The sequence below is a fragment of the Halomonas sp. B23F22_3 genome, assembly GCF_043496965.1.
GTDB lineage: Bacteria > Pseudomonadota > Gammaproteobacteria > Pseudomonadales > Halomonadaceae > Halomonas.
This window is the reverse complement of sequence record NZ_JBIEKG010000007.1, coordinates 82,548-101,020: the sequence shown is the minus strand read 5'-3', so window position 1 is coordinate 101,020 and position 18,473 is coordinate 82,548. Positions and strand designations below refer to the sequence as shown.

General features: G+C 68.4%; 19 protein-coding genes. 16 read left to right on the top strand and 3 right to left on the bottom strand.

Going from position 1 to position 18,473, the window contains the following annotated elements; all coding sequences use genetic code 11:
- The first annotated feature begins 17 nt into the window (after positions 1–17).
- The 3 genes from wrbA to ACGTNG_RS16545 all read left to right on the top strand — a co-directional run bounded on the left by wrbA (position 18) and on the right by ACGTNG_RS16545 (position 1,582).
- The gene (gene wrbA / locus ACGTNG_RS16555) at positions 18–641 is read left to right on the top strand and encodes an NAD(P)H:quinone oxidoreductase (protein ID WP_394797620.1); all 624 of its coding nucleotides are present in this window, start codon (positions 18–20) and stop codon (positions 639–641) included.
- Positions 638–1,030 (top strand): DUF2069 domain-containing protein, encoded by a 393-nt coding sequence (locus tag ACGTNG_RS16550; protein WP_394797619.1) that lies wholly within the window; start codon positions 638–640, stop codon positions 1,028–1,030. Before wrbA ends, ACGTNG_RS16550 begins: the two co-directional genes overlap by 4 nt.
- Before the next feature lie 90 nt (positions 1,031–1,120).
- Positions 1,121–1,582, top strand: coding sequence for a c-type cytochrome (locus tag ACGTNG_RS16545; protein ID WP_394797618.1), 462 nt, complete (start codon positions 1,121–1,123; stop codon positions 1,580–1,582).
- A gap of 89 nt (positions 1,583–1,671) precedes the next feature.
- Here the strand turns inward: ACGTNG_RS16545 and ACGTNG_RS16540 are convergent, their stop codons facing one another.
- A complete protein-coding gene (locus ACGTNG_RS16540) occupies positions 1,672–2,355 on the bottom strand; it encodes a cytochrome b/b6 domain-containing protein (protein ID WP_394797617.1) in 684 nt (227 codons plus the stop codon).
- A gap of 129 nt (positions 2,356–2,484) precedes the next feature.
- Between ACGTNG_RS16540 and ACGTNG_RS16535 the strand changes: the two genes are divergently transcribed.
- The 3 genes from ACGTNG_RS16535 to pdxH all read left to right on the top strand — a co-directional run bounded on the left by ACGTNG_RS16535 (position 2,485) and on the right by pdxH (position 4,265).
- Positions 2,485–3,186, top strand: a complete 702-nt coding sequence (locus tag ACGTNG_RS16535) for an AzlC family ABC transporter permease (RefSeq protein WP_394797616.1) — start codon at positions 2,485–2,487, stop codon at positions 3,184–3,186.
- Positions 3,183–3,530, top strand: a complete 348-nt coding sequence (locus ACGTNG_RS16530) for a branched-chain amino acid transporter permease (RefSeq protein WP_394797615.1) — start codon at positions 3,183–3,185, stop codon at positions 3,528–3,530. The genes ACGTNG_RS16535 and ACGTNG_RS16530 overlap by 4 nt, the downstream gene beginning before the upstream one ends.
- Positions 3,531–3,623: 93 nt before the next feature.
- Positions 3,624–4,265, top strand: a complete 642-nt coding sequence (gene pdxH / locus ACGTNG_RS16525) for a pyridoxamine 5'-phosphate oxidase (protein ID WP_394797614.1) — start codon at positions 3,624–3,626, stop codon at positions 4,263–4,265.
- 98 nt (positions 4,266–4,363) lie between these two features.
- Here the strand turns inward: pdxH and ACGTNG_RS16520 are convergent, their stop codons facing one another.
- The gene (locus ACGTNG_RS16520; protein WP_394797613.1) at positions 4,364–7,111 is read right to left on the bottom strand and encodes a bifunctional acetate--CoA ligase family protein/GNAT family N-acetyltransferase; all 2,748 of its coding nucleotides are present in this window, start codon (positions 7,109–7,111) and stop codon (positions 4,364–4,366) included.
- A 111-nt stretch (positions 7,112–7,222) separates the two neighbouring features.
- Here ACGTNG_RS16520 and ACGTNG_RS16515 point away from each other — a divergent pair, with 111 nt between their 5' ends.
- On the top strand, positions 7,223–8,158 hold the full coding sequence (locus ACGTNG_RS16515; RefSeq protein ID WP_394797612.1) for a histone deacetylase family protein: 936 nt from the start codon (positions 7,223–7,225) through the stop codon (positions 8,156–8,158).
- A gap of 153 nt (positions 8,159–8,311) precedes the next feature.
- On the top strand, positions 8,312–8,947 hold the full coding sequence (locus tag ACGTNG_RS16510; protein WP_394797611.1) for a helix-turn-helix domain-containing protein: 636 nt from the start codon (positions 8,312–8,314) through the stop codon (positions 8,945–8,947).
- 54 nt (positions 8,948–9,001) lie between these two features.
- On the opposite strand, the gene ACGTNG_RS16505 is transcribed toward ACGTNG_RS16510, so the two are convergent.
- Entirely contained in the window at positions 9,002–9,847 is an 846-nt protein-coding gene (locus ACGTNG_RS16505; protein WP_394797610.1) for a formate dehydrogenase accessory sulfurtransferase FdhD, read from the bottom strand.
- A gap of 220 nt (positions 9,848–10,067) precedes the next feature.
- On the opposite strand from ACGTNG_RS16505, the gene ACGTNG_RS16500 reads away from it, so the two are divergent.
- The 8 genes from ACGTNG_RS16500 (at position 10,068) to ACGTNG_RS16465 (ending at position 18,459) form a co-directional block, all read left to right on the top strand.
- On the top strand, positions 10,068–10,499 hold the full coding sequence (locus ACGTNG_RS16500) for a DUF3305 domain-containing protein (protein WP_394797609.1): 432 nt from the start codon (positions 10,068–10,070) through the stop codon (positions 10,497–10,499).
- Positions 10,496–11,062, top strand: a complete 567-nt coding sequence (locus ACGTNG_RS16495) for a DUF3306 domain-containing protein (RefSeq protein ID WP_394797608.1) — start codon at positions 10,496–10,498, stop codon at positions 11,060–11,062. The genes ACGTNG_RS16500 and ACGTNG_RS16495 overlap by 4 nt, the downstream gene beginning before the upstream one ends.
- 190 nt (positions 11,063–11,252) lie before the next feature.
- Positions 11,253–12,968, top strand: coding sequence for a 4Fe-4S binding protein (locus tag ACGTNG_RS16490; protein WP_394797607.1), 1,716 nt, complete (start codon positions 11,253–11,255; stop codon positions 12,966–12,968).
- Positions 12,969–12,972: 4 nt separating this feature from the next.
- Positions 12,973–13,575, top strand: coding sequence for a TorD/DmsD family molecular chaperone (locus ACGTNG_RS16485; RefSeq protein WP_394797606.1), 603 nt, complete (start codon positions 12,973–12,975; stop codon positions 13,573–13,575).
- Between the two features lie 101 nt (positions 13,576–13,676).
- Positions 13,677–13,880 carry a twin-arginine translocation signal domain-containing protein gene (locus ACGTNG_RS16480; protein WP_394797605.1) on the top strand — a complete coding sequence of 68 codons (204 nt, stop codon included), beginning with the start codon at positions 13,677–13,679 and terminating at the stop codon, positions 13,878–13,880.
- Positions 13,881–13,906: 26 nt separating this feature from the next.
- Positions 13,907–16,762, top strand: coding sequence for a molybdopterin-dependent oxidoreductase (locus tag ACGTNG_RS16475; RefSeq protein WP_394797604.1), 2,856 nt, complete (start codon positions 13,907–13,909; stop codon positions 16,760–16,762).
- A 10-nt stretch (positions 16,763–16,772) separates the two neighbouring features.
- On the top strand, positions 16,773–17,387 hold the full coding sequence (gene fdh3B / locus ACGTNG_RS16470; RefSeq protein WP_108444350.1) for a formate dehydrogenase FDH3 subunit beta: 615 nt from the start codon (positions 16,773–16,775) through the stop codon (positions 17,385–17,387).
- A gap of 10 nt (positions 17,388–17,397) precedes the next feature.
- A complete protein-coding gene (locus ACGTNG_RS16465; protein ID WP_394797603.1) occupies positions 17,398–18,459 on the top strand; it encodes a formate dehydrogenase subunit gamma in 1,062 nt (353 codons plus the stop codon).
- Positions 18,460–18,473 lie beyond the last annotated feature (14 nt).

Sequence of the window (18,473 nt, the reverse complement as noted above, 5' to 3'; positions counted from 1 at the left end):
GTCACCCAGGAATCCCCATGACCGCAAAGCGTCCGTACGTGCTGATCCTCTTCTACTCTCGCCATGGCGCCACCCGCGCCATGGCCGAGCGCCTCGCCGCCGGCGTCGAGGCGTGCCCGGGCATCGACGCGCGCCTGCGCACGGTGCCCGCCGTCTCGGCCACCTGCGAGGCGGTAGCGCCCGAGATTCCCGAGGCAGGCGCCGTCTATGCGACCCTCGACGACCTGCGTCACTGCGCGGGCCTGGCCATCGGCAGCCCGACCCGCTTCGGCAACATGGCCGCTCCGCTCAAGTACTTCATCGACGGCACCAGCGAGCTGTGGCTGGGCGGCGCCCTGATCGACAAGCCGGCCACCGCCTTCACCTCCACCTCCAGCCTGCACGGCGGCCAGGAGACCACGCTGATCTCGATGCTGCTGCCGCTGCTGCACCACGGCATGGTGTATGCCGGCCTGCCCTACAGCGAGATCGAGCTGATGGAGACATCGGCCGGCGGCACGCCCTACGGCGCCAGTCACCTGGCCGGCACGCGCAGCGACCGGCCGCTGGACGAGCATGAGCGCACCCTGGCCTTCGCCCAGGGCAAGCGCGTCGCGCATCTCGCCCTGGCCCTCGCGGCGGCACGCCAGGAGGCCAAATGAGACAGTGGCTGGAGGGCCTGGAGGCCCGCAAGGGACTCGACCACCTGACCGACGCCTCGCGCCGGCTGGTGCTCGGCAGCTACGCCGTGCTGCTGGCGCTGATGATCTATCGCGGGGCGATCGTCAGTACCGACGGCAATCCTCTGGTGCCATTGGTCGCCTTCGTGCTGCCGCTGGTGCTCTTCCTGCCGTCGATCATCGCCCGTCGCCCGCGCGGCCACGCCTGGCTCTCCTTCGTCAGCCTGCTCTACTTCACCCAGGGGGTGATGGTCGCCACCCTGCCCGGGCAAGGGCTGCGCGGCACGGCCGAAGCGCTGGTTTCCCTGGCGCTGTTCACCGGGTGCATGGGCTACGCGCGGTTTCGCAGCCGCCAGCTGCGGGCCGGCTAGCGGCGAAGGCAAAAACTGTTAGGCTGGGCGTGTCCGGTCGCTCGACGACCGGGCCTACCCCGACACGAAAAGGAGATCGTGATGCCCCTGATGCGCAGACCGCTCATCGCCGCCGCCACCCTGACCGCCTCGCTGATGGCCGCGGCCACCAGCCACGCCGACGTCGACAAGGCTATCGAGTATCGCCAGGACGCCCTGGGCGTGATCGGCTGGCAGATCGGCCCGCTGGGTGACATGGCCCAGGGCAAGGTCGACTACGACGCCGAGGAGTTCGCTCGCCGCGCCGAGAACCTCGCCGCCGTGGCTCCCCTGCCCTGGGAAGGCTTCATCGAAGGCTCGCTGCAGGGCGATGGTCACGGCATCGAGACCGCCGCCCTGGCCGATATCGCCGACGACTGGGAGGACTTCGAGTCTCGCCAGCAGGCCCTGATCGAGGAGACCGCCACCCTGGCCGAGCTCGCCCAGGGAGATGACTTCACCGCCATGCGCCGCCAGGTCGCGGCGGTCGCCGATACCTGCAAGGGGTGTCACGACAACTACAAGGCCGAGTGAGCCGGCATCAGGCACCAACGAGGAGGCGGCCCAGGGGCCGCCTCCTTGCGTTGGGACATCACTGACTTGATATCACCGCTGACAGAGCGTCACAGCCGCCAAAGCCAGGCCACCATGCCGACCGCCGCCAGCAGCAGCCCGACCGCTCGCCATGGCCTGCCCGCGTCGCGGGACGCGTTCTCGCCGGCGGCATCCAGGGGGGTATCATCCAGACGCTTGTCGCCGTGGATCATGGCACCGACCAGCCGCTCTCCCTTCAGGCGATGGATCAGCAGCGCCACCAGGTGAAGGCCGATCAGCACGATCAGCAGCTGGCCGTTCCAGTGGTGCAGGGTGCGCAGCGCATCGCTGGTGGCCGCCGTTACCCGCTCGTGGAGCGGCGCCTGGAAGAAGACATCGTCGCTCAAGAAGAGCCCGCTGATCGCCTGCACGCTCAGCGACAGCAGCATGACCAGCACCGCCAGGCCGCCGAGAGGATTATGGCCGGCATAGGGCGGCAGCGCGCCACGCCACAGGGCCCGGAGATAGCCCAGCACGGCGCGCGGCCCGTGCAGGAAGTGCCACACTCGGGCGTGGTGGCTCCCCGCCAGCGCCCAGCCCCAGCGAAAGAGCAGCAGGCCCAGCACCACCAGGCCGGCCCGGGCATGGATCTCGACGGGAAAGACGAAGGGCACGCCCGGTGTCTTCATGGTGTAGTAGGAGAGCGCCACGGCGCCCACCAGGATCCAGTGAAACAGACGAATCGGAAGATCCCAGACTCTAATGCGGTGCATATTGCTGGCTCCTTGCCTTCCTGCAATAGTATATCCTTGTCTCTGGGGGAGACACGGGTCGAGCAGGCCCATGATAGCTCGCCTGATGCGCTCTTTCCGCACCCGCACACGACGACAAGGAGGTCCACGGTGCCAAAGCGCCACGCCTGGCATGACGCCAGCATCACGACCCTGCCGGTGATGTTCGGCTATCTGCCGCTGGGGGCGGCCTTCGGCATCCTCGCCATCGAGGTCGGCATCCCGGCCTGGGGGGCGCTTTTGATGTCGCTGGTGATCTATGCCGGAGCCGGACAGTTTCTCGCCGTGGCGCTGCTCGCCGCCGGGGCGGGCCTGGTGGAGGTGGCCGTGGCTACCCTGATGCTCAACTCCCGCCACCTCTTCTACGGCCTCTCGCTGCTCAAGCGGTTCCAGGGCGCCGGCTGGCGCAAGCCCTATCTCATCTTCGCGCTGACCGACGAGACCTACTCGCTGTTGACCACCCACGGCGGGGAGCGCGAGCTGGAGCACGCCCAGGCCTTTCGCCTCAGCCTGCTCAACCAGTTCTGGTGGGTGCTGGGCAGCATGGCGGGCGTGCTGATCGGCACCACCCTGACCTTCGACAGCCGCGGCATCGAGTTCGCCCTGACGGCGCTGTTCATCGTGCTGACCCTGGAGCAGGCCCGGCGGCTGCGCCAATGGCTGCCCTTCGCGATCGCGCTGGCCACCGGCCTCGGCGCCGTGGCGCTGCTGCCCGACCGCCACCTGCTGCTGGGCGCCATCGGCGCGACCACACTGATCCTGCTGGCCGACCACCGCCTCCGTCAGCCACACCGCGAGGCCCCGTGCCCATGAATACCGTCGAGCTGCTGGTCTTCATCGCCGTCTGCGCCGCGGCGACCTTCGCCACCCGCGTGCTGCCCTTCGTGGCCCTGGCCCGCCAGGCGGAGCACCCGCTGATCCTTCACCTGGGGCGCTACCTGCCGCCGGCGGTGATGATGATCCTGGTGATCTACGCGCTGCGCGACTTCCGCCCCCTGACCGACGGTCGTCTCAACGTCGCCCCCGACGGCTGGCCGCTGATCCTCGCCTCGCTGACCGTGGTCGTGCTGCACCTGTGGCGACGCCATGCCCTGCTGTCGATCGCCGGGGGGACCGGCGCCTACATGGCCATGGTGCAGCTGGGCTGGACGCCGTAAGCTGGGGAGAGATTTTTCCATGGCGCGTTGATCCAGGGCATTGAGCTCGGCCCGGCGACCGGCGACCATGACGCAAACTTCAAGGAGACGGTCATGACACGCAACATTGCCGATATTCGGCGCGACTATGAGGGCGGCCAGCTGGACGAGGCCGACTCGCCCGACGAGCCCATGACGCTGTTCGACGAGTGGCTGACCCTGGCGCTCGACACCGAGGGCAGCGACGGCAACGCCATGACCCTGGCCACGGCCGACAGCCAGGGACGCCCCCACGCCCGAATCGTGCTGCTCAAGGGCACCGACGAGAAGGGCATGGTGTTCTTCACCAACTACCACAGCCACAAGGGCAGCGAGCTCGCCAACGTGCCCCACGCCTCGCTGGTCTTCTGGTGGCCCAGCCTCTCCCGCCAGGTGCGCGTCGAAGGTCGGGTCGAGCAGGTCAGCCCGGAGGAGTCGGATACCTACTTCGCCAGCCGCCCCCGCGGCAGCCAGCTGGGCGCCTGGGTCGCCACCCAGAGCGTGGTGATCCCCGATCGCACCTGGCTCGCCGAGCGCGAGCAGCGCTTCGAGCATGCCTACGAGGGGCAGGAGATTCCCCGCCCGATCCACTGGGGCGGCTACCGGGTGATCCCCGACATGATCGAGTTCTGGCAGGGCCAGCCGAGCCGGCTCCACGATCGCCTGCGCTATGAGCGCCGCGACGGCAGCTGGCACCGCTTCCGCCTGGCCCCCTGATCCCGAGGCGGCGCCTGAGCCGCCACATAGGCAAGACGACGACGCGGCCCCCGCCATGGCGGGGGCCGCGTTCTGTTGCAGGCCGGCGAGCACCGGCGTCAGTCCGGCTGGCTCTCCAGGCGATGGCGCTGCCACTCGCTCTCCGGCTCGTTGAGGCGCAGCACGGCATCCACCACCTGCTCCTCCATGTTGTAGCGCAGGCGAAAGCCCAGGTGCTTCATCAGCGAGCGCATCGGATGGTTGTCGACCATGATCTTGCCGATCATCTCCAGGGTGCCGACGCTCCGGCAGTAGCCGATCATCTTCTTCATCAGCAGGCTGCCGATGCCGAGCCCCTGCAGGTCGTCACGGATGATCACCGAGAACTCGGTGCGGATGTTGTCCGGGTCGTTCCAGACCCGCACCACGCCGAGCATCTCCTTGGCGCCCTGCGCGTCACGATGCTCGGCGATGAAGGCCATCTGCCGGTCGTAGTTGATGTGCGAGAGGATCGACAGGTCGCGCTGGGTGAGATCGGCCTTGTTGTGGAAGTAGCGAAAGCGGATGCTCTCCTCGGAGAGCTGTTCATGGAAACGCGTGATCAGCGGCGCATCCTCGGCACGGATCGGGCGCACCTCGACCTCCCAGCCGTTCTTCAGCGTGAACCACTCCCGCAGCTCCTCGGGATAGGGCATGATCGCGAAGCGGGCGGGCGTGCCGAGATCCATGGCGAAGTCGACGGCCAGCAGGCCATCGCGGTTGAGCACCAGCGGGTTGAGTTCCAGCCCGCGCAGCTGGGGCAGGTCGCTGGCCATCTGCGAGAGGGTCACCAGCAGCTCACAGAGCCGCTCGAGGTCGCGCTCGGGATGACTGGAGTGCTCGCGGATCAGGCGCGCCGCGTGGGTGCGGCCCACCACATCGGCCGCCAGGCTCATGTTGAGCGGCGGCAGCGCCACCTGTCGGTCGGCCAGGATATTGACCTTGTAGCCGCCGATGCCGAACACGATCACCGGCCCGAACACCGGGTCGCGGGTGATGCCGGCACACAGCTGCATGGAGTGCTTGCCGCGCTGCATGGCCTGCAGACAGTACTCGCGGATCGCGAAATCCGGAAACTTCTCCTGCACCCGGTCGCCCAGGCGAACGACCGCCTCGGCGACCTGCTCCGGGGTCGCCAGGTCCTGGAGCAGGCCGGCGGAGATCTTGTGGGGATGCTGGCGGTAGCGAAAGGGCCGGCAGTTGCCCTCGTGAACGACCTTCAGGGCCATCGGCCCGTCGAAGGTCGCCGCCGCCTCGGCGGCCTCCTCGGGCGTCTGCGGATAGCGGCTCGGCGCCACCGGCAGCCCGTAGGCCGCGAGCACCTGCGCCGTCTCGGAATGCGCGAGGGTCTCACGCCCCGCCTCGCGGGCGTCCTCGATCAGCTGCCGGCAGCGCCGGCGAATCTCCGGCGTCGTGGCGAAGGGCAGGCTCGGCGGAATCTCCTGGAGCAGGGCCTGCACGCGCTGGTAGTCCACCATGTGCATGAAGGCCTTGACCGCCTTCTCCGGAGAGAGATAGGTGGGAATGCCCGCCAGGTTACACTCGTGGCGAGCCGACAGCGCCTCCTCGAGGCCCATCCAGCTGGTCAGCAGGTTGCGCCGAAAGCGCTTGCGCGCGGCGATGATCGCCTGGGCGGTGATCTTGGAGGGCGCCAGCCGCGTCGGGGCATGCACCACCAGCACCGCATCGACGCCGCGATCGGCCGCCACGATCTCGAGTGCCTCCACGAGCCGTTCCGGGGAGGCGTTGCCGCCCAGATCCACCGGATTCTCGCCGGGCTTGCTCATGTCGAAGTCGTCGCGTCGCAGGGCGTCGCGGGTCTCCTCGCTGAAGCTCGCCAGCCGACCGCCGGCGTTGATCAGCTTGTCGATGGCGAGCATCGCCGGCCCCAGGCCGTTGGAGACGATGGCCAGGCGATCGCCCTTCAGCGGCTTCATGCGCGACAGCGTCTCCAGGGCATCGAACAGCTCGTCAGAGTCGTTGACCCGTACCACCCCCGCGCGGGCGAAGGCCGCGTCGAAGATCTGGTCGCGATTGGCCACGCCGGGCGTCGGCGGCAGGCCGGAGATATCGGACTCGGCGGTGCGCCCGCTCTTGATGGCCAGCACCAGGCGGTTGCGCGAGGCATCGCGCAGCGCGGTCATGAAGTGCTGGGCATCCATGATGCGTTCGAGATGGAGCAGGATCGCCTGGGCCGGCGAGAACTGGTTGATGTAGTCCATCAGGTCGGGCAGCAGCACGTCGACGCTGTCGCCCACCGTGAGCAGGTGGGAGAAGCCGATGCCGCGCCCGGCGGCCCAGTCGATCATGGCGTTGCCGAGCATGCCCGACTGGCCGAGATAGGCCACGCGGCCGGCCTTCACCGGCTGACTGGCGTAGGAGGCGTTGAGCTTGCGCCCGGGGACGATCAACCCCATGCACTCGGGGCCGAGCACGCGGATGCCCGAGGCGCGCGCCGCGCCGAGCATGCGGCTGCGAATCGAGCCCTTGTCGCCATGGTCGCGGTCGAGGTGAGCCCCGCCGGAGAGAACCAGCGCGGCCTTGACGCCGAAGCGGCCCAGGGTGTCGATCAACTTGGGCACCGTCTGCACCGGCGAGCAGATCACCGCGAGATCCGGCACCTCGGGGAGGTACGACACCCGGGTGACGCAGGGCGCCTCGAAGACCGCGTCGTAGCCCTTGGGATTGACCGCCCAGACGCTGCCGGGAAAACCGCCCTCACGGAGGTTGCGGATCACCAGGCCACCCATGGAGTGGGGCTTCTCGGACGCTCCGATCACCGCGATGGTGCCGGGCTCGAAGAAGTGGCGAAGAAAGCGCGTGCTCAAGCCAGGACCTCCCTGCGCAGGGGCTCGCCCCCTCGCGTTTACGACTTATGGACACTGTCCGGCAAGCGGGCGTCACGATTAAGGTGACTTCAGCCTTCCCGGAGCCAGCGCATGATCACCGCCTACATTACCCACCCAGACTGTCAGTTGCACCACATGGGGCCCGAACATCCCGAGAGTCCCCTGCGACTGGATGCCATCCGCGCGCGCCTGATGCGTTCGGGCCTCCTGCAGCAGACCATGCAGTCGGATGCCAAGGAGGCGACCGAGGAGCAGCTGGCGCGGGTGCATCCCCTGCGCCACCTGCGCGCCCTGGACAAGTGCGTGCCGGACCACGGCATCGTCACCCTGGACAGCGATACCATGATGAACCCCGACAGCCTCACGGCGGCGAAGGTGGCCGCCGGCGCGGTGGTGCGCGGTGTCGACCAGGTCTTTCGCCGCCAGGCCGACAACGTCTTCTGCGCGGTGCGCCCGCCCGGCCACCATGCCGAGGCGACGGACGCCATGGGCTTCTGCTTCTACAACAACGTGGCGGTGGGCGCCGCCCACGCCCGGGCGAAGTACGGGGCGCGGCGGATCGCCATCCTCGACTTCGACGTGCACCAGTGCAACGGCACCATCGACATCTTCAAGGATGACCCCGACGTGCTGGTCTGCACCAGCTTCCAGTACCCCTTCTATCCCTGGCGCTACCTGCGCAGCGAATGGCAGAACGTGGTCAACACGCCGCTTTCGGGCGGCACCGACAGTGCCGCCTTCCGCCGCGCCATCGAGGACGACTGGCTACCCGCCCTGCACGCCTTCAAGCCCGATCTCGTGCTGGTCTCGGCGGGCTTCGACGCCCACCGCGAGGACCCCATGGCGGAGCTCTGCCTGGAGGACGAGGACTTCTACTGGGTCACCCACCTGGCGCTGGAGATCGCCGCCCTGTACGCCGACGGCCGCCTGGTCTCGGTACTGGAGGGCGGCTACGACCTGGACTCGCTGGGACGCAGCGCCGAGGCCCACCTCACCGCCCTGCTCGGTCTCCCGTTCAGCGGCTGACCGGCGTTTCTCGCCGACGGGAAACAGGCGAGAAGGCGCCTGAGAGCGACAAGGCCTGGCCGAGCGCCGAACGGGTAGGCGTCGGCCCCGGCGGGTGTGGTACGCTTGCGGGAAACCTCGTTTCCGATAGTGAACAAGGACAGTGATCCGCGCATGACCGCCACCACCGATCAGGGCGCCGCCCTGCGTATCGCCTCCGGCCGCAAGCCCTTCGTCGAACCGCTGCGCCTGGGCGAGCGAGTGAAGGAGATCCGACTGTCCAACCAGTGGACCCTGGAGGACGTCAGCCAGCGCACCGGGCTCGCCCGCTCGACGCTCTCCAAGATCGAGAACGACCAGATCTCGCCGACCTTCTCCGCGGTGCAGAAGCTGATCGACGGCCTGGGCATCGACCTGCCCCAGCTGCTCTCGCCGCCCAAGGTCCAGGCCCGCACCATGGGGCGTCGTGACCTGACGCGCCGCGGTCATGGCGAGCGTCACCCTACCCCGACCTATGAGCATGAGCTGCTCAGCTGCGAGCTCGCCCAGAAGCGCATGATCCCCTTCAAGACCATCGTGCGAGCCCGCGCCTTCGATGAGTTCACCGAGTGGGTGCGCCACGACGGCGAGGAGTTCCTGATGGTGCTCGAGGGCGAGATCCGGCTCTATACCGAGTTCTACGAGCCGCTCTCCCTGAGCGACGGCGACAGCATCTACTTCGACAGCGCCATGGGGCACGCCCTGGTGTCGACGAGCGACACGGACGCCGTCGTGCTATCGGTCTGCACCCGCGGCGACGGCACGCCCTGAGGCTCGCCCCGTAACCTCACCCCCACCATGACTGAGGCCCCTTGCCCCCGTGACTCACGCCCGCGCCCGGTCGCCCGGACGGCGCGTCGGCACGGCGTCGAGCTCGAGCCGTCCTTGGCCGTGGATGGCCTGGAAGTGTCGCCCCTTGGCCCGGGCGATCAACAGCACCCCGAAGCGCTCGGCCAGCTCCACGCCCTTCTGGGTGACGCCTGAGCGCGAGACCAGCACGCCGATGCCCATCTGCGCGACCTTGAGGACCATCTCCGAAGTGAGTCGCCCGGTGGTATAGAAGATGTCGGCGTCATGGCTATCGGCCTCGGCGAGCCACTGGCGTCCCGCCAGGGTATCCACGGCGTTGTGGCGCCCCACGTCCTCGACGAAGTCGAGCACCGCCTCCTGACGGCACAGCGCACAGCCATGCACCGCGCCGGCGCTGCGATAGGTCTCGTTGTAGGCCCCCAGGTTGTCCAGCAACCGGTAGAGCACCGACTGGCGCATCACCGTGGCCGGCAGCGGGCGCAGGGCCGTCGACTCCAGCAGACGGCCGAAGACCGTGCCCTGGCCGCACCCGGTGGTAACGGTGCGCTGCCCCAGGCGCTCCTCCAGATCCTCCGGCAGGCGACGGGTCACGACCGCCGCCGCCTCGACCTCCCAGTCCACCTGCACCGCCTGCAGGTCCCGGAATTCCCCGAGCAGACCCTGATTGCGCAGGTAGCCCACCACCAGCGCCTCCGGATCGGCCCCGAGGGTCATCAGCGTGACGATCTCGCGCTTGTTCAGGTAGACGGTGAGGGCCCGTTCCGCGGCGATCGCCTGGCGCTTCGCCTCGCCGAACTCGTCGAGCACCTCGATTTCCAGGGTGGCGGGCAGGCGCGCCCGGCTCAGGCTGATGTCGTGCATCCACGGCTCCTCGACAGAACGTTGATTCCCGATGATGGCACTCTCGACCGGCGCTGTCTTTACTGTGTAAAGGTTCGTTGACACTCGGCAATGTCTTTTACATGAGCATTTTCTATATTATTGACCCCGCCGGCCCTCGCCTTCCGTCACGAGAAGGCGACCGTCACAGACGCATCGCGACAGGCATCCACACCCCGCCCGGCTTCGGAGAGACAGACCCATGGCGTCGATCAGCAGCACTCGCCCCTTGAGCTTCGACATCGTCGGCGAGCCGCTCACCATCAAGGGTTTTGCCACGACCCGCTGGCGCATCGCGGACCTCGCGCCCGGCGACGTTGGCCCCTGCCGGCTGAACCTGCAGCTCTACATGACCGAGCGTGCCGCCTACCGCTTCAACCTGACGAGCCACACGCCGCGGCTGTTCGTGCGGGCCGGCGAGGCGGGCGAAGTGCCACGTCCCGACGCCATCACGGCGAGCCAGGACGTCGCCGCCGGCTGGCTCGACGGCGAGCATCGGGTGCTCGAGGTCGACATGCCGCTGGCCATTCAGGCCTGGCTCGAGGCCTATCTCGCCCATCACGGCGAGGCGCCCGAGGAGGGCCGCAAGAAGAAGCGCAAGGGCGCCGGGCGCGCCCGGGAGGCCGAGTCATGAGCCGCTGGGAACGCTGGTCGCGCCTCAAGCGGGGCGAGGCACAGCAGCCCCCGAACTCCCCGGCGACACCCGCCGCCACCGAGGGCGACCGGCACGCCTCGAACCTCGAGGCCGACAGCCGTCAGGACATCGGCGAGGAGGACGCCGCCCAGGCGCCCGAGCCGGGCAGCCTCGACCATACCCTGCCGGATCCCGAGACCCTGCCCCCGGGCAGCGACATCAAGGCCTACCTGGTCTCGGGCGTCAGCGCGGGGCTTCGCAAGCGCGCCTTGCGTCGCCTCTTTGCCGCCAGCCATTACGGCGTCCGTGACGGCCTCGACGACTACGACGATGACTTCCGAGAAAAGCTGAAGCCGCTGGCCGAGGATGTGGCCGAACGGCTGCGCCAGTGGACCCGACGTGACATCGAGGGCGAGGACGAGGCACCGGAGGAGGTGACGTCACAGGGCATGGAGAGCGACGAGCACGACGCCCATGAGAGTCCGCCGCAGGCGTCCGACCCCGCCTCGGACACCGATATCGTCGAGGAAGCCGAGGCGCGTTCCGATGAGCGCCCGGGATGACTGCGCGCGGCAAAGCGGCCGTCCGGCGTCACCGACCGACCCATTGGGCCGGACTATCGGGGTCATGCATCAGTCCTATGTATTAGACCAAGGCAGCGTTTGCGCGCGCCGCGAATCCGACCAAGACTTGAAAATAAGCGCAGAAAAAAATAACAACGCGCCCACCGCTCGTACGCAACCGTGAGACTGCATGAACCAGCACATCGAACTGATGCCGGTCGACGACGACCGCAACCGGCACGCCAGGGAGGCCGCCCGACGTCGCGTCTCCTGGCCCGTCAATCTCAGCCCCGCGCGCGTCAGCTATCAGAGTGACGGCCACGCCCTGATACTCGGTAACGAGCGCGATGGTCGGCGTGCCGCCCGCGCCCTTCTCGCCAGGGGGCTCCCGCCTCCCACCCTGGTCATCACCGAGCCGCTGCAGGACGAGGCCGGCAGCGATACCGAGCACGAGGCGCTTCTCGCCGAGACCGCCGATCTCTCCTGCCAGACACTATCGCGCGCCCAGGCACGGGCCATGACCATCGAGGGCTACCTGGGACAATTCAGTGTCAGCGTGCCCGACGGAGACGGCTCGCTGGATATCGCCCGGGCGCTCGCCCGGCGCGCCCATTTCGACCTGATCCTCGATCTCGGCGAAACGCCCACCCTCGCCCTCGAGCTTCCCCCGCCGGGCTACGTCGCCTTGAACTGGCAGGACGCGGATCGCGATGAGCGACTCGAGGCCCTGGCCGGATTGATCGGCGAGTTCGACAAACCGCGTTACTTCCAGATCGACAACGACCTCTGCGCCCACTCAAGCAGCGGCAACACCGGCTGCACCCGCTGCCTGGACGTCTGTCCCGCCGATGCCGTCGAAAGCCACCAGGGCCGCATCGAGGCGTGGATCGAGATCGACCCCTTCCGCTGTCACGGCGTCGGCAGCTGCAGCAGCGCCTGCCCCACGGGGGCCATTCAGTTCCGCCTGCCGGAGACCGCCCGCCAACAGGACACCCTGATCGGCTGGCTCGCCGCCTATCGCGAGGCCGGCGGCACGGCACCGGTGGTGCGCTTCGCCGAGACGAGCGACCTGGAGGACGAAGGCGAGGCGGCGGGCCACGTGCTCGACGTGCCCCTCGAGGAGCTTGGAGCCGCCGGTCACGACCAGTGGCTGACGGCGCTGGCCGCCGGCGCCGCCGAGGTGCGTATCCAGTGCCACGCCCGCATGCCAGAGCGCCTGTCGGCCTTCATCGACGATCAGCTCGCCCAGGCGCACGCCCTGCTCACCGCCCTCGGTCACTCGCCGGCGCGGATCGCTCGCCTCGCGCCCAATGACGCGGCGGCCCGCGATGCCCTGCCGCTCGAGCCGCCGCTGACGCAGACGCCGCCGGTATTGGACGGCCATGACAAACGGCAGCGGCTCAACACCGTGCTCGAGCACCTGGCGAACCTGGGCGCCCCGGACGGCCAGCGCCACCGCCTGCCGGCTGGCGCCGCCTATGGCGATATCGCGGTCGACCGCGACGCCTGCACGCTGTGCATGGCCTGCGTCTCCAACTGCCCGACCCCGGCGCTGGCCGCCGGCGACGCGAGCCCGCTGCTGAGCTTTCGCGAGGCCGACTGCGTGCAGTGCGGGCTCTGTGCCGAGGCCTGCCCGGAGCAGGCGATCACCCTGCTGCCGGGCTTCCTGGCCGATCCCCAACGCCAGGAGCGCCAGGTTCGCCACGAGGAGGACGCCTTCGCGTGCATCCGCTGTGGCAAGCCCTTCGCCACCGTCAGCACCGTTGAGACCCTCAAGGCCAAGCTCGCCGACCACCCCTACTTCGCCGGCGATGCCCTGGCCCGCCTGGAGATGTGCGAGGACTGCCGGGTGAAGGACGTCTGGCAGGACATGGCCCGCAACCCCGAATCGCAGCTGAAGGTGTGACCGCATGAACGAGCTGAACGAGAGCGATGCGCTGCGGGCCGATGTCTATCGGCTGCTGGCCAGGCTGCTGCGCGAGGCCCCCGATGCTGCCCTGCTCGACTGGCTGGCCGGGCTCGAGGTCGAGGCCGACGGCACCCTGCTGGCCGAGCGCTGGACGGCGCTGATCGAGGCGGCGCGCGAGACCACCGCCGAAGCGCAGGCCCGCGCCCATTTTCGCCACCTGGTCGGGGTGGTCCAGGGCGACGTCACGCCCTATGCCTCCTGGTACCGCAATGGCGAGCTGATGGATGCGGCACTCGTCGCGCTGCGACGGGACCTCAAGGCGCTGGGGTTCCAGCGTGCCGAGCAGTGCCGCGACCCCGAGGACCACCTCGCCGCGCTGGCGGAGGTGATGGCGATGCTGATCGAGGCGCGATCAAAGGACGAGGCGCGCTTCTTCATGGCCCACCTCGCCCCCTGGGCGGCGGACTGCCTCGCCGATCTCGGCCGGGTCGACACGCCTTTCCAGGCACGCCTGGGCCGGCTCGGCGCGGCCTTCATGGAACAGGAGGGTCGGCGCCTCGAGGCCGAGGCACAGCAGCATCCGGTGCGGATCGTCGAACCCTGACGCCGCTCGATACACCGTGACAGCACCAGAACAGAGCCCGTCAGGGCCAGCGACAGCGACAGCGACAGCGACAGCGACAGCGAGACACAGGAGAGATCCCCATGCCCAGCACACGTAACCCGCAACGGCGGCGTTTTCTCAAGACCCTCGGCGCCGGCACCGCGGCCGCCGGCGCGGCAGCCGCGGTCGGCCATGTCACCCTGGCCCAGGCCGATGCCAAACCCGAGGCCCCGCAGGCCGAGCCTTCCCGCGAGTATCGGGAAACGCCCCATATTCGAGCCTTTTACGACACCCTGCGTGACTGACGGCCCCGGGCCAGGAGAGCAATGCCATGCGTTTGACACCGAAAACCGATACGCCGAGGGCCGGCGGGCTGGGCATTTCCCGTCGCCAGTTCCTCAAGCGCAGCGGCGCCACCACCGGGGGGCTCGCCGCCGCCGGCTTCATGGGCGCACCGATGATGCAGCGTGCCGAGGCGGCCGAGAAGACCGCCTGGTCCGACGCCCCGGTCGAGACGAAACGGACCGTCTGCTCCCACTGTTCGGTGGGCTGCGGCGTCTATGCCGAGGTGCAGGAAGGCGTCTGGACCAAGCAGGAACCGGCCTTCGACCACCCGATCAACCGTGGCGCCCACTGCGCCAAGGGCGCCTCGCTGCGCCAGCACGGCCACTCCAGTCGCCGCCTCAAGTACCCCATGAAGCTGGTCGGCGGCGAGTGGCAGCGCCTGAGCTGGGACGAGGCCATCGAGGAGATCGGCAACAAGGTGCTGGCGCTGACGGAGCAGCACGGCCCCGACAGCATCTACTGGCTGGGCTCGGCCAAGTTCAACAACGAGCAAGCCTACCTGATGCGCAAGTTCGCCGCCCTGGCCGGCACCAACAACACCGACCACCAGGCGCGCATCTGTCACTCCACCACCGTGGCCGGGGTGGCCAACACCTGGGGTTACGGGGCGATGACCAACTCGCTCAACGACATCCAGCACAGCCGGTCGATCATGTTCATCGGCTCGAACCCGAGCGAAGCGCACCCGGTCGCCATGCAGCACATCCTGCTGGCCAAGGAGCGCAGCCAGGCGAGGATCATCGTCGTCGACCCGCGCTTCACCCGCACCGCCGCCAAGGCCGACAGCTACGTGCGGATCCGCCCGGGCTCCGACGTGGCCTTCATCTGGGGCCTGCTGTGGCACATCTTCGAGAACGGCTGGGAGGATAGCCAGTACATCGAGCAGCGGGTCTACGCCATGGACCAGGTCCGCGAGGAGGTCGCGACCTTCTCGCCCGAGGTGGTGGAGAACATCACCGGGGTGCCGGAAGCGACCATGCGCGAGACCGCCCGTCAGCTGGCCGAGAACCGTCCGGGCTGCATCGTCTGGTGCATGGGCGGTACCCAGCACACCACCGGCAACAACAACACCCGCGCCTACTGCATCCTGGAGCTGGCGCTCGGGAACATCGGCAAATCCGGCGGCGGCGCCAACATCTTCCGCGGCCACGACAACGTCCAGGGCGCCACCGATCTCGGCCTGATGTCCCACTCGCTGCCCGGCTACTACGGCCTCTCCGAGGGCGCCTGGCAGCACTGGGCACGGGTCTGGGACCTCGACTACGAATGGCTCAAGAGTCGCTTCGACCAGACCGAGTACGCCGACGGCAAGCCGATGAACGCCAGCGGCATCACGGTATCGCGCTGGATCGATGGCGTGCTCGAGCAGGAGGAGGATATCTCCCAGCGAACCCGCCTCAAGGCGATGTTCTACTGGGGCCATGCGGTCAACTCCCAGACCCGCGGCACCGAGATGCAGAAGGCCATGCAGCAGCTCGAGATGATGGTCATCGTCGACCCCTACCCCACCGTGGCCGGGGTCATGCACGACCGTCAGGACGGCGTCTACCTGCTGCCGGCGGCCACCCAGTTCGAGACCACCGGCAGCGTCACGGCCACCAACCGCTCCATCCAGTGGCGCGACCGGGTGATCGAGCCGCTGTTCGAGTCCAAGCCCGACCACGAGATCATGTACCTGCTCTCGCACAAGCTCGGCTTCGGCGACGAGCTGTTCAAGAACATCCGGGTCGAGGGCACCGAGCCGGTCATCGAGGACATCACCCGGGAGTTCAACGCCGGCATGTGGACCGTCGGCTATACCGGCCAGAGCCCCGAACGCCTGAAGGCCCACCAGCAGAACTGGCACACCTTCAGCTTCCGCAACCTCAAGGCCGAGGGCGGCCCCGCCGACGGCGACTACTACGGGCTGCCGTGGCCCTGCTGGGGCACGGCCGAGATGGGCCATCCCGGCACGCCGATCCTCTACGACACCAGCAAGAAGGTCTCCGAGGGGGGCCTCACCTTCCGCGCCCGCTTCGGCATCGAGCGCGACGGCGAGAACCTGCTGGCCGACGGCGTCTTCAGCGACGGCTCCGAGCTCGAGGACGGCTACCCCGAGTTCACGGATGCCATGCTCAAGGACCTGGGCTGGTGGGATGACCTGACCGAGGAAGAGAAGGCCGCGGCCGAGGGCAAGAACTGGAAGACCGACCTCTCGGGCGGCATCCAGCGCGTGGCCATCGCCCATGAGTGTGCCCCCTTCGGCAACGCCAAGGCGCGCTGCAACGTCTGGACCTTCCCGGATCCGATTCCCAAGCACCGCGAGCCGCTCTATACCAGCCGCCGCGACCTGGTGAAGGACTATCCGACCTGGCCGGACGTGACTTCCCACTACCGTTTGCCGACGCTCTATCGGAGCATCCAGGAACAGGACGTCACCGGGAAGTATCCGATCATCCTCACCTCCGGGCGCCTGGTGGAGTACGAAGGCGGCGGCGAGGAGACGCGCTCCATGTCCTGGCTGGCCGAACTGCAGCAGGAGATGTTCGTCGAGATCAACCCGGCCCTCGCCAACGACCTGGCCATCGCCGAGGGCGACATGGTGTGGGTCGAAGGCGCCGAGGGCGGACGCGTCAGGGTCAAGGCCCTGGTCACCCCGCGGGTGGCTCCCGAGGTGGTCTTCATGCCCTTCCACTTCGGCGGCATGTTCCAGGGCGAGAGCCTGCACGATCGCTACCCGGAAGGCTCGGCCCCCTATGTGCTCGGCGAGGCGGCCAACACCGCCACCACCTACGGCTATGACTCGGTGACCCAGATGCAGGAAACCAAGTGCACCCTGTGTCGCATCGAGAAGGCAAGCTGAGGAGATCCCCATGGCCACAATGAAATTCATGTGCGACGCCGAGCGCTGCATCGAGTGCAACGGCTGCGTCACCGCCTGCAAGAACGCCAACGAAGTCGAATGGGGCGTGCAGCGCCGCCGCGTGGTGACCCTCAACGACGGCGAGCCCAGCGAGGTCTCGATCTCGGTGGCCTGCATGCACTGCGACGATGCGCCCTGCATCGCCGTCTGTCCCACCGAGACCCTCTACCAGCGCGATGACGGCATCGTGCTGCACGACAAGGACCTGTGCATCGGCTGCGGCTACTGCCTCTATGCCTGCCCCTTCGGCGCGCCGCAGTTCCCGAAGCAGAACGCCTTCGGCGAGCGCGGCAAGATGGACAAGTGCACCTTCTGCGCCGGCGGGCCGGCGGAAACCAAGGAGGAGGAGTACCAGAAATACGGTGCCAACCGCATCGCCGAAGGAAAGCTGCCGCTGTGTGCCGAGATGTGCTCGACCAAGGCGCTGCTGGCCGGGGATGCCCAGGAGGTCGCCGACATCTTCCGTCAGCGCGTGGTCCAGCGCGGCCACAAGGACGGCGGCTGGTCGGGCAACCCGCGCGCCGAGGCCGACTCCCTGGCCTACGATGCCACCCAGCAGGGGTAAGGAGGCGACCATGAGCATGTCGATGACGCACGCGGGGGCCGCGCGGCGGCTCCTGACGCTGCTGGTACTGCTGGCCGGCCTGGTACTCTCCTCACTGGCCCTGGCACAGCAGGCCGATCCCGGCCGGGAGGCGGCCTTCGCCGTCCCCGCCGTGGATGCCGAGCTGTGGCGGCAGGTCAAGGGAGGCGAGACGGGGCCCAACTACCGGGATTCTCGAGCCGAGAGCACCTATAACCTGGTCAACGCAAGTGGCGAGACCTGGCGACAGATCCGCGACCGCTGGGTCTCCCCGTTCGGAGCGATCGCGGTGCTGGGCATGATCGCGGTGATCGCGCTGTTCTACCTGCTGGTGGGGCGCAAGAAGCTCGATGAGCCGCGCACCGGGCGCAAGCTGCTGCGCTGGTCGCTGGTCGTCCGCTCCCTGCACTGGACGGTGGCGACGCTGTTCATCCTGCTGGCCCTCACCGGTCTCAACCTCGCCTACGGCAAGGCACTCTTCCGCCCGCTGTTCGGCGATGGCGCCTGGGCGGCGATGATGTCGGGCACCAAGCTGATCCATAACTACCTGGGCCCGCTGTTCGGCATCCTGCTGGTGATCCTGCTGCTGCGCCTGCTCAGCCACAACATCCCGAAGGCCCATGACCTGCAGTGGTTCGCCAAGGGCGGCGGCCTGGTCGGCAAGGGGCACCCCGATGCCGGTTTCGCCAACGGCGGCGAGAAGGTCTGGTACTGGCTGCTGGCCACCGCCGGGCTCGCCGTGATCGCCAGCGGGTTCGTGCTGGACTTTCCCAACTACGGCCAGGCACGCGACACCATGCAGTGGGCCAACATCATCCATGCGGTGGGCTCCCTGGGCCTAACGGCCGTGGCCCTGGGCCATATCTACATCGGCACCGTCGGCACCGAGGGGTCGCTGGAGGGCATGACCACCGGCTACGTGGACGAGAGCTGGGCCAAGGAGCACCACAACCTCTGGTACGACGAGGTCAAGGATCAGGCGATCCCCGAGGAGCAGCTGGCCGATAGCCGCCCGACTCCCGAGGGCGACGAGCCGGCGCCGCGCTCCGGCTGAGTGCCACCCCTCGA

Coding starts and splice junctions, on each gene's coding strand:
- wrbA (WP_394797620.1), top strand. CDS start 18: ATGACCGCAAAGCGTCCGTACGTGCTGATCCTCTTCTACTCTCGCCAT.
- ACGTNG_RS16550 (WP_394797619.1), top strand. CDS start 638: ATGAGACAGTGGCTGGAGGGCCTGGAGGCCCGCAAGGGACTCGACCAC.
- ACGTNG_RS16545 (WP_394797618.1), top strand. CDS start 1,121: ATGCGCAGACCGCTCATCGCCGCCGCCACCCTGACCGCCTCGCTGATG.
- ACGTNG_RS16540 (WP_394797617.1), bottom strand. CDS start 2,355: ATGCACCGCATTAGAGTCTGGGATCTTCCGATTCGTCTGTTTCACTGG.
- ACGTNG_RS16530 (WP_394797615.1), top strand. CDS start 3,183: ATGAATACCGTCGAGCTGCTGGTCTTCATCGCCGTCTGCGCCGCGGCG.
- pdxH (WP_394797614.1), top strand. CDS start 3,624: ATGACACGCAACATTGCCGATATTCGGCGCGACTATGAGGGCGGCCAG.
- ACGTNG_RS16515 (WP_394797612.1), top strand. CDS start 7,223: ATGATCACCGCCTACATTACCCACCCAGACTGTCAGTTGCACCACATG.
- ACGTNG_RS16510 (WP_394797611.1), top strand. CDS start 8,312: ATGACCGCCACCACCGATCAGGGCGCCGCCCTGCGTATCGCCTCCGGC.
- ACGTNG_RS16505 (WP_394797610.1), bottom strand. CDS start 9,847: ATGCACGACATCAGCCTGAGCCGGGCGCGCCTGCCCGCCACCCTGGAA.
- ACGTNG_RS16500 (WP_394797609.1), top strand. CDS start 10,068: ATGGCGTCGATCAGCAGCACTCGCCCCTTGAGCTTCGACATCGTCGGC.
- ACGTNG_RS16495 (WP_394797608.1), top strand. CDS start 10,496: ATGAGCCGCTGGGAACGCTGGTCGCGCCTCAAGCGGGGCGAGGCACAG.
- ACGTNG_RS16490 (WP_394797607.1), top strand. CDS start 11,253: ATGAACCAGCACATCGAACTGATGCCGGTCGACGACGACCGCAACCGG.
- ACGTNG_RS16485 (WP_394797606.1), top strand. CDS start 12,973: ATGAACGAGCTGAACGAGAGCGATGCGCTGCGGGCCGATGTCTATCGG.
- ACGTNG_RS16480 (WP_394797605.1), top strand. CDS start 13,677: ATGCCCAGCACACGTAACCCGCAACGGCGGCGTTTTCTCAAGACCCTC.
- ACGTNG_RS16475 (WP_394797604.1), top strand. CDS start 13,907: ATGCGTTTGACACCGAAAACCGATACGCCGAGGGCCGGCGGGCTGGGC.
- fdh3B (WP_108444350.1), top strand. CDS start 16,773: ATGGCCACAATGAAATTCATGTGCGACGCCGAGCGCTGCATCGAGTGC.
- ACGTNG_RS16465 (WP_394797603.1), top strand. CDS start 17,398: ATGAGCATGTCGATGACGCACGCGGGGGCCGCGCGGCGGCTCCTGACG.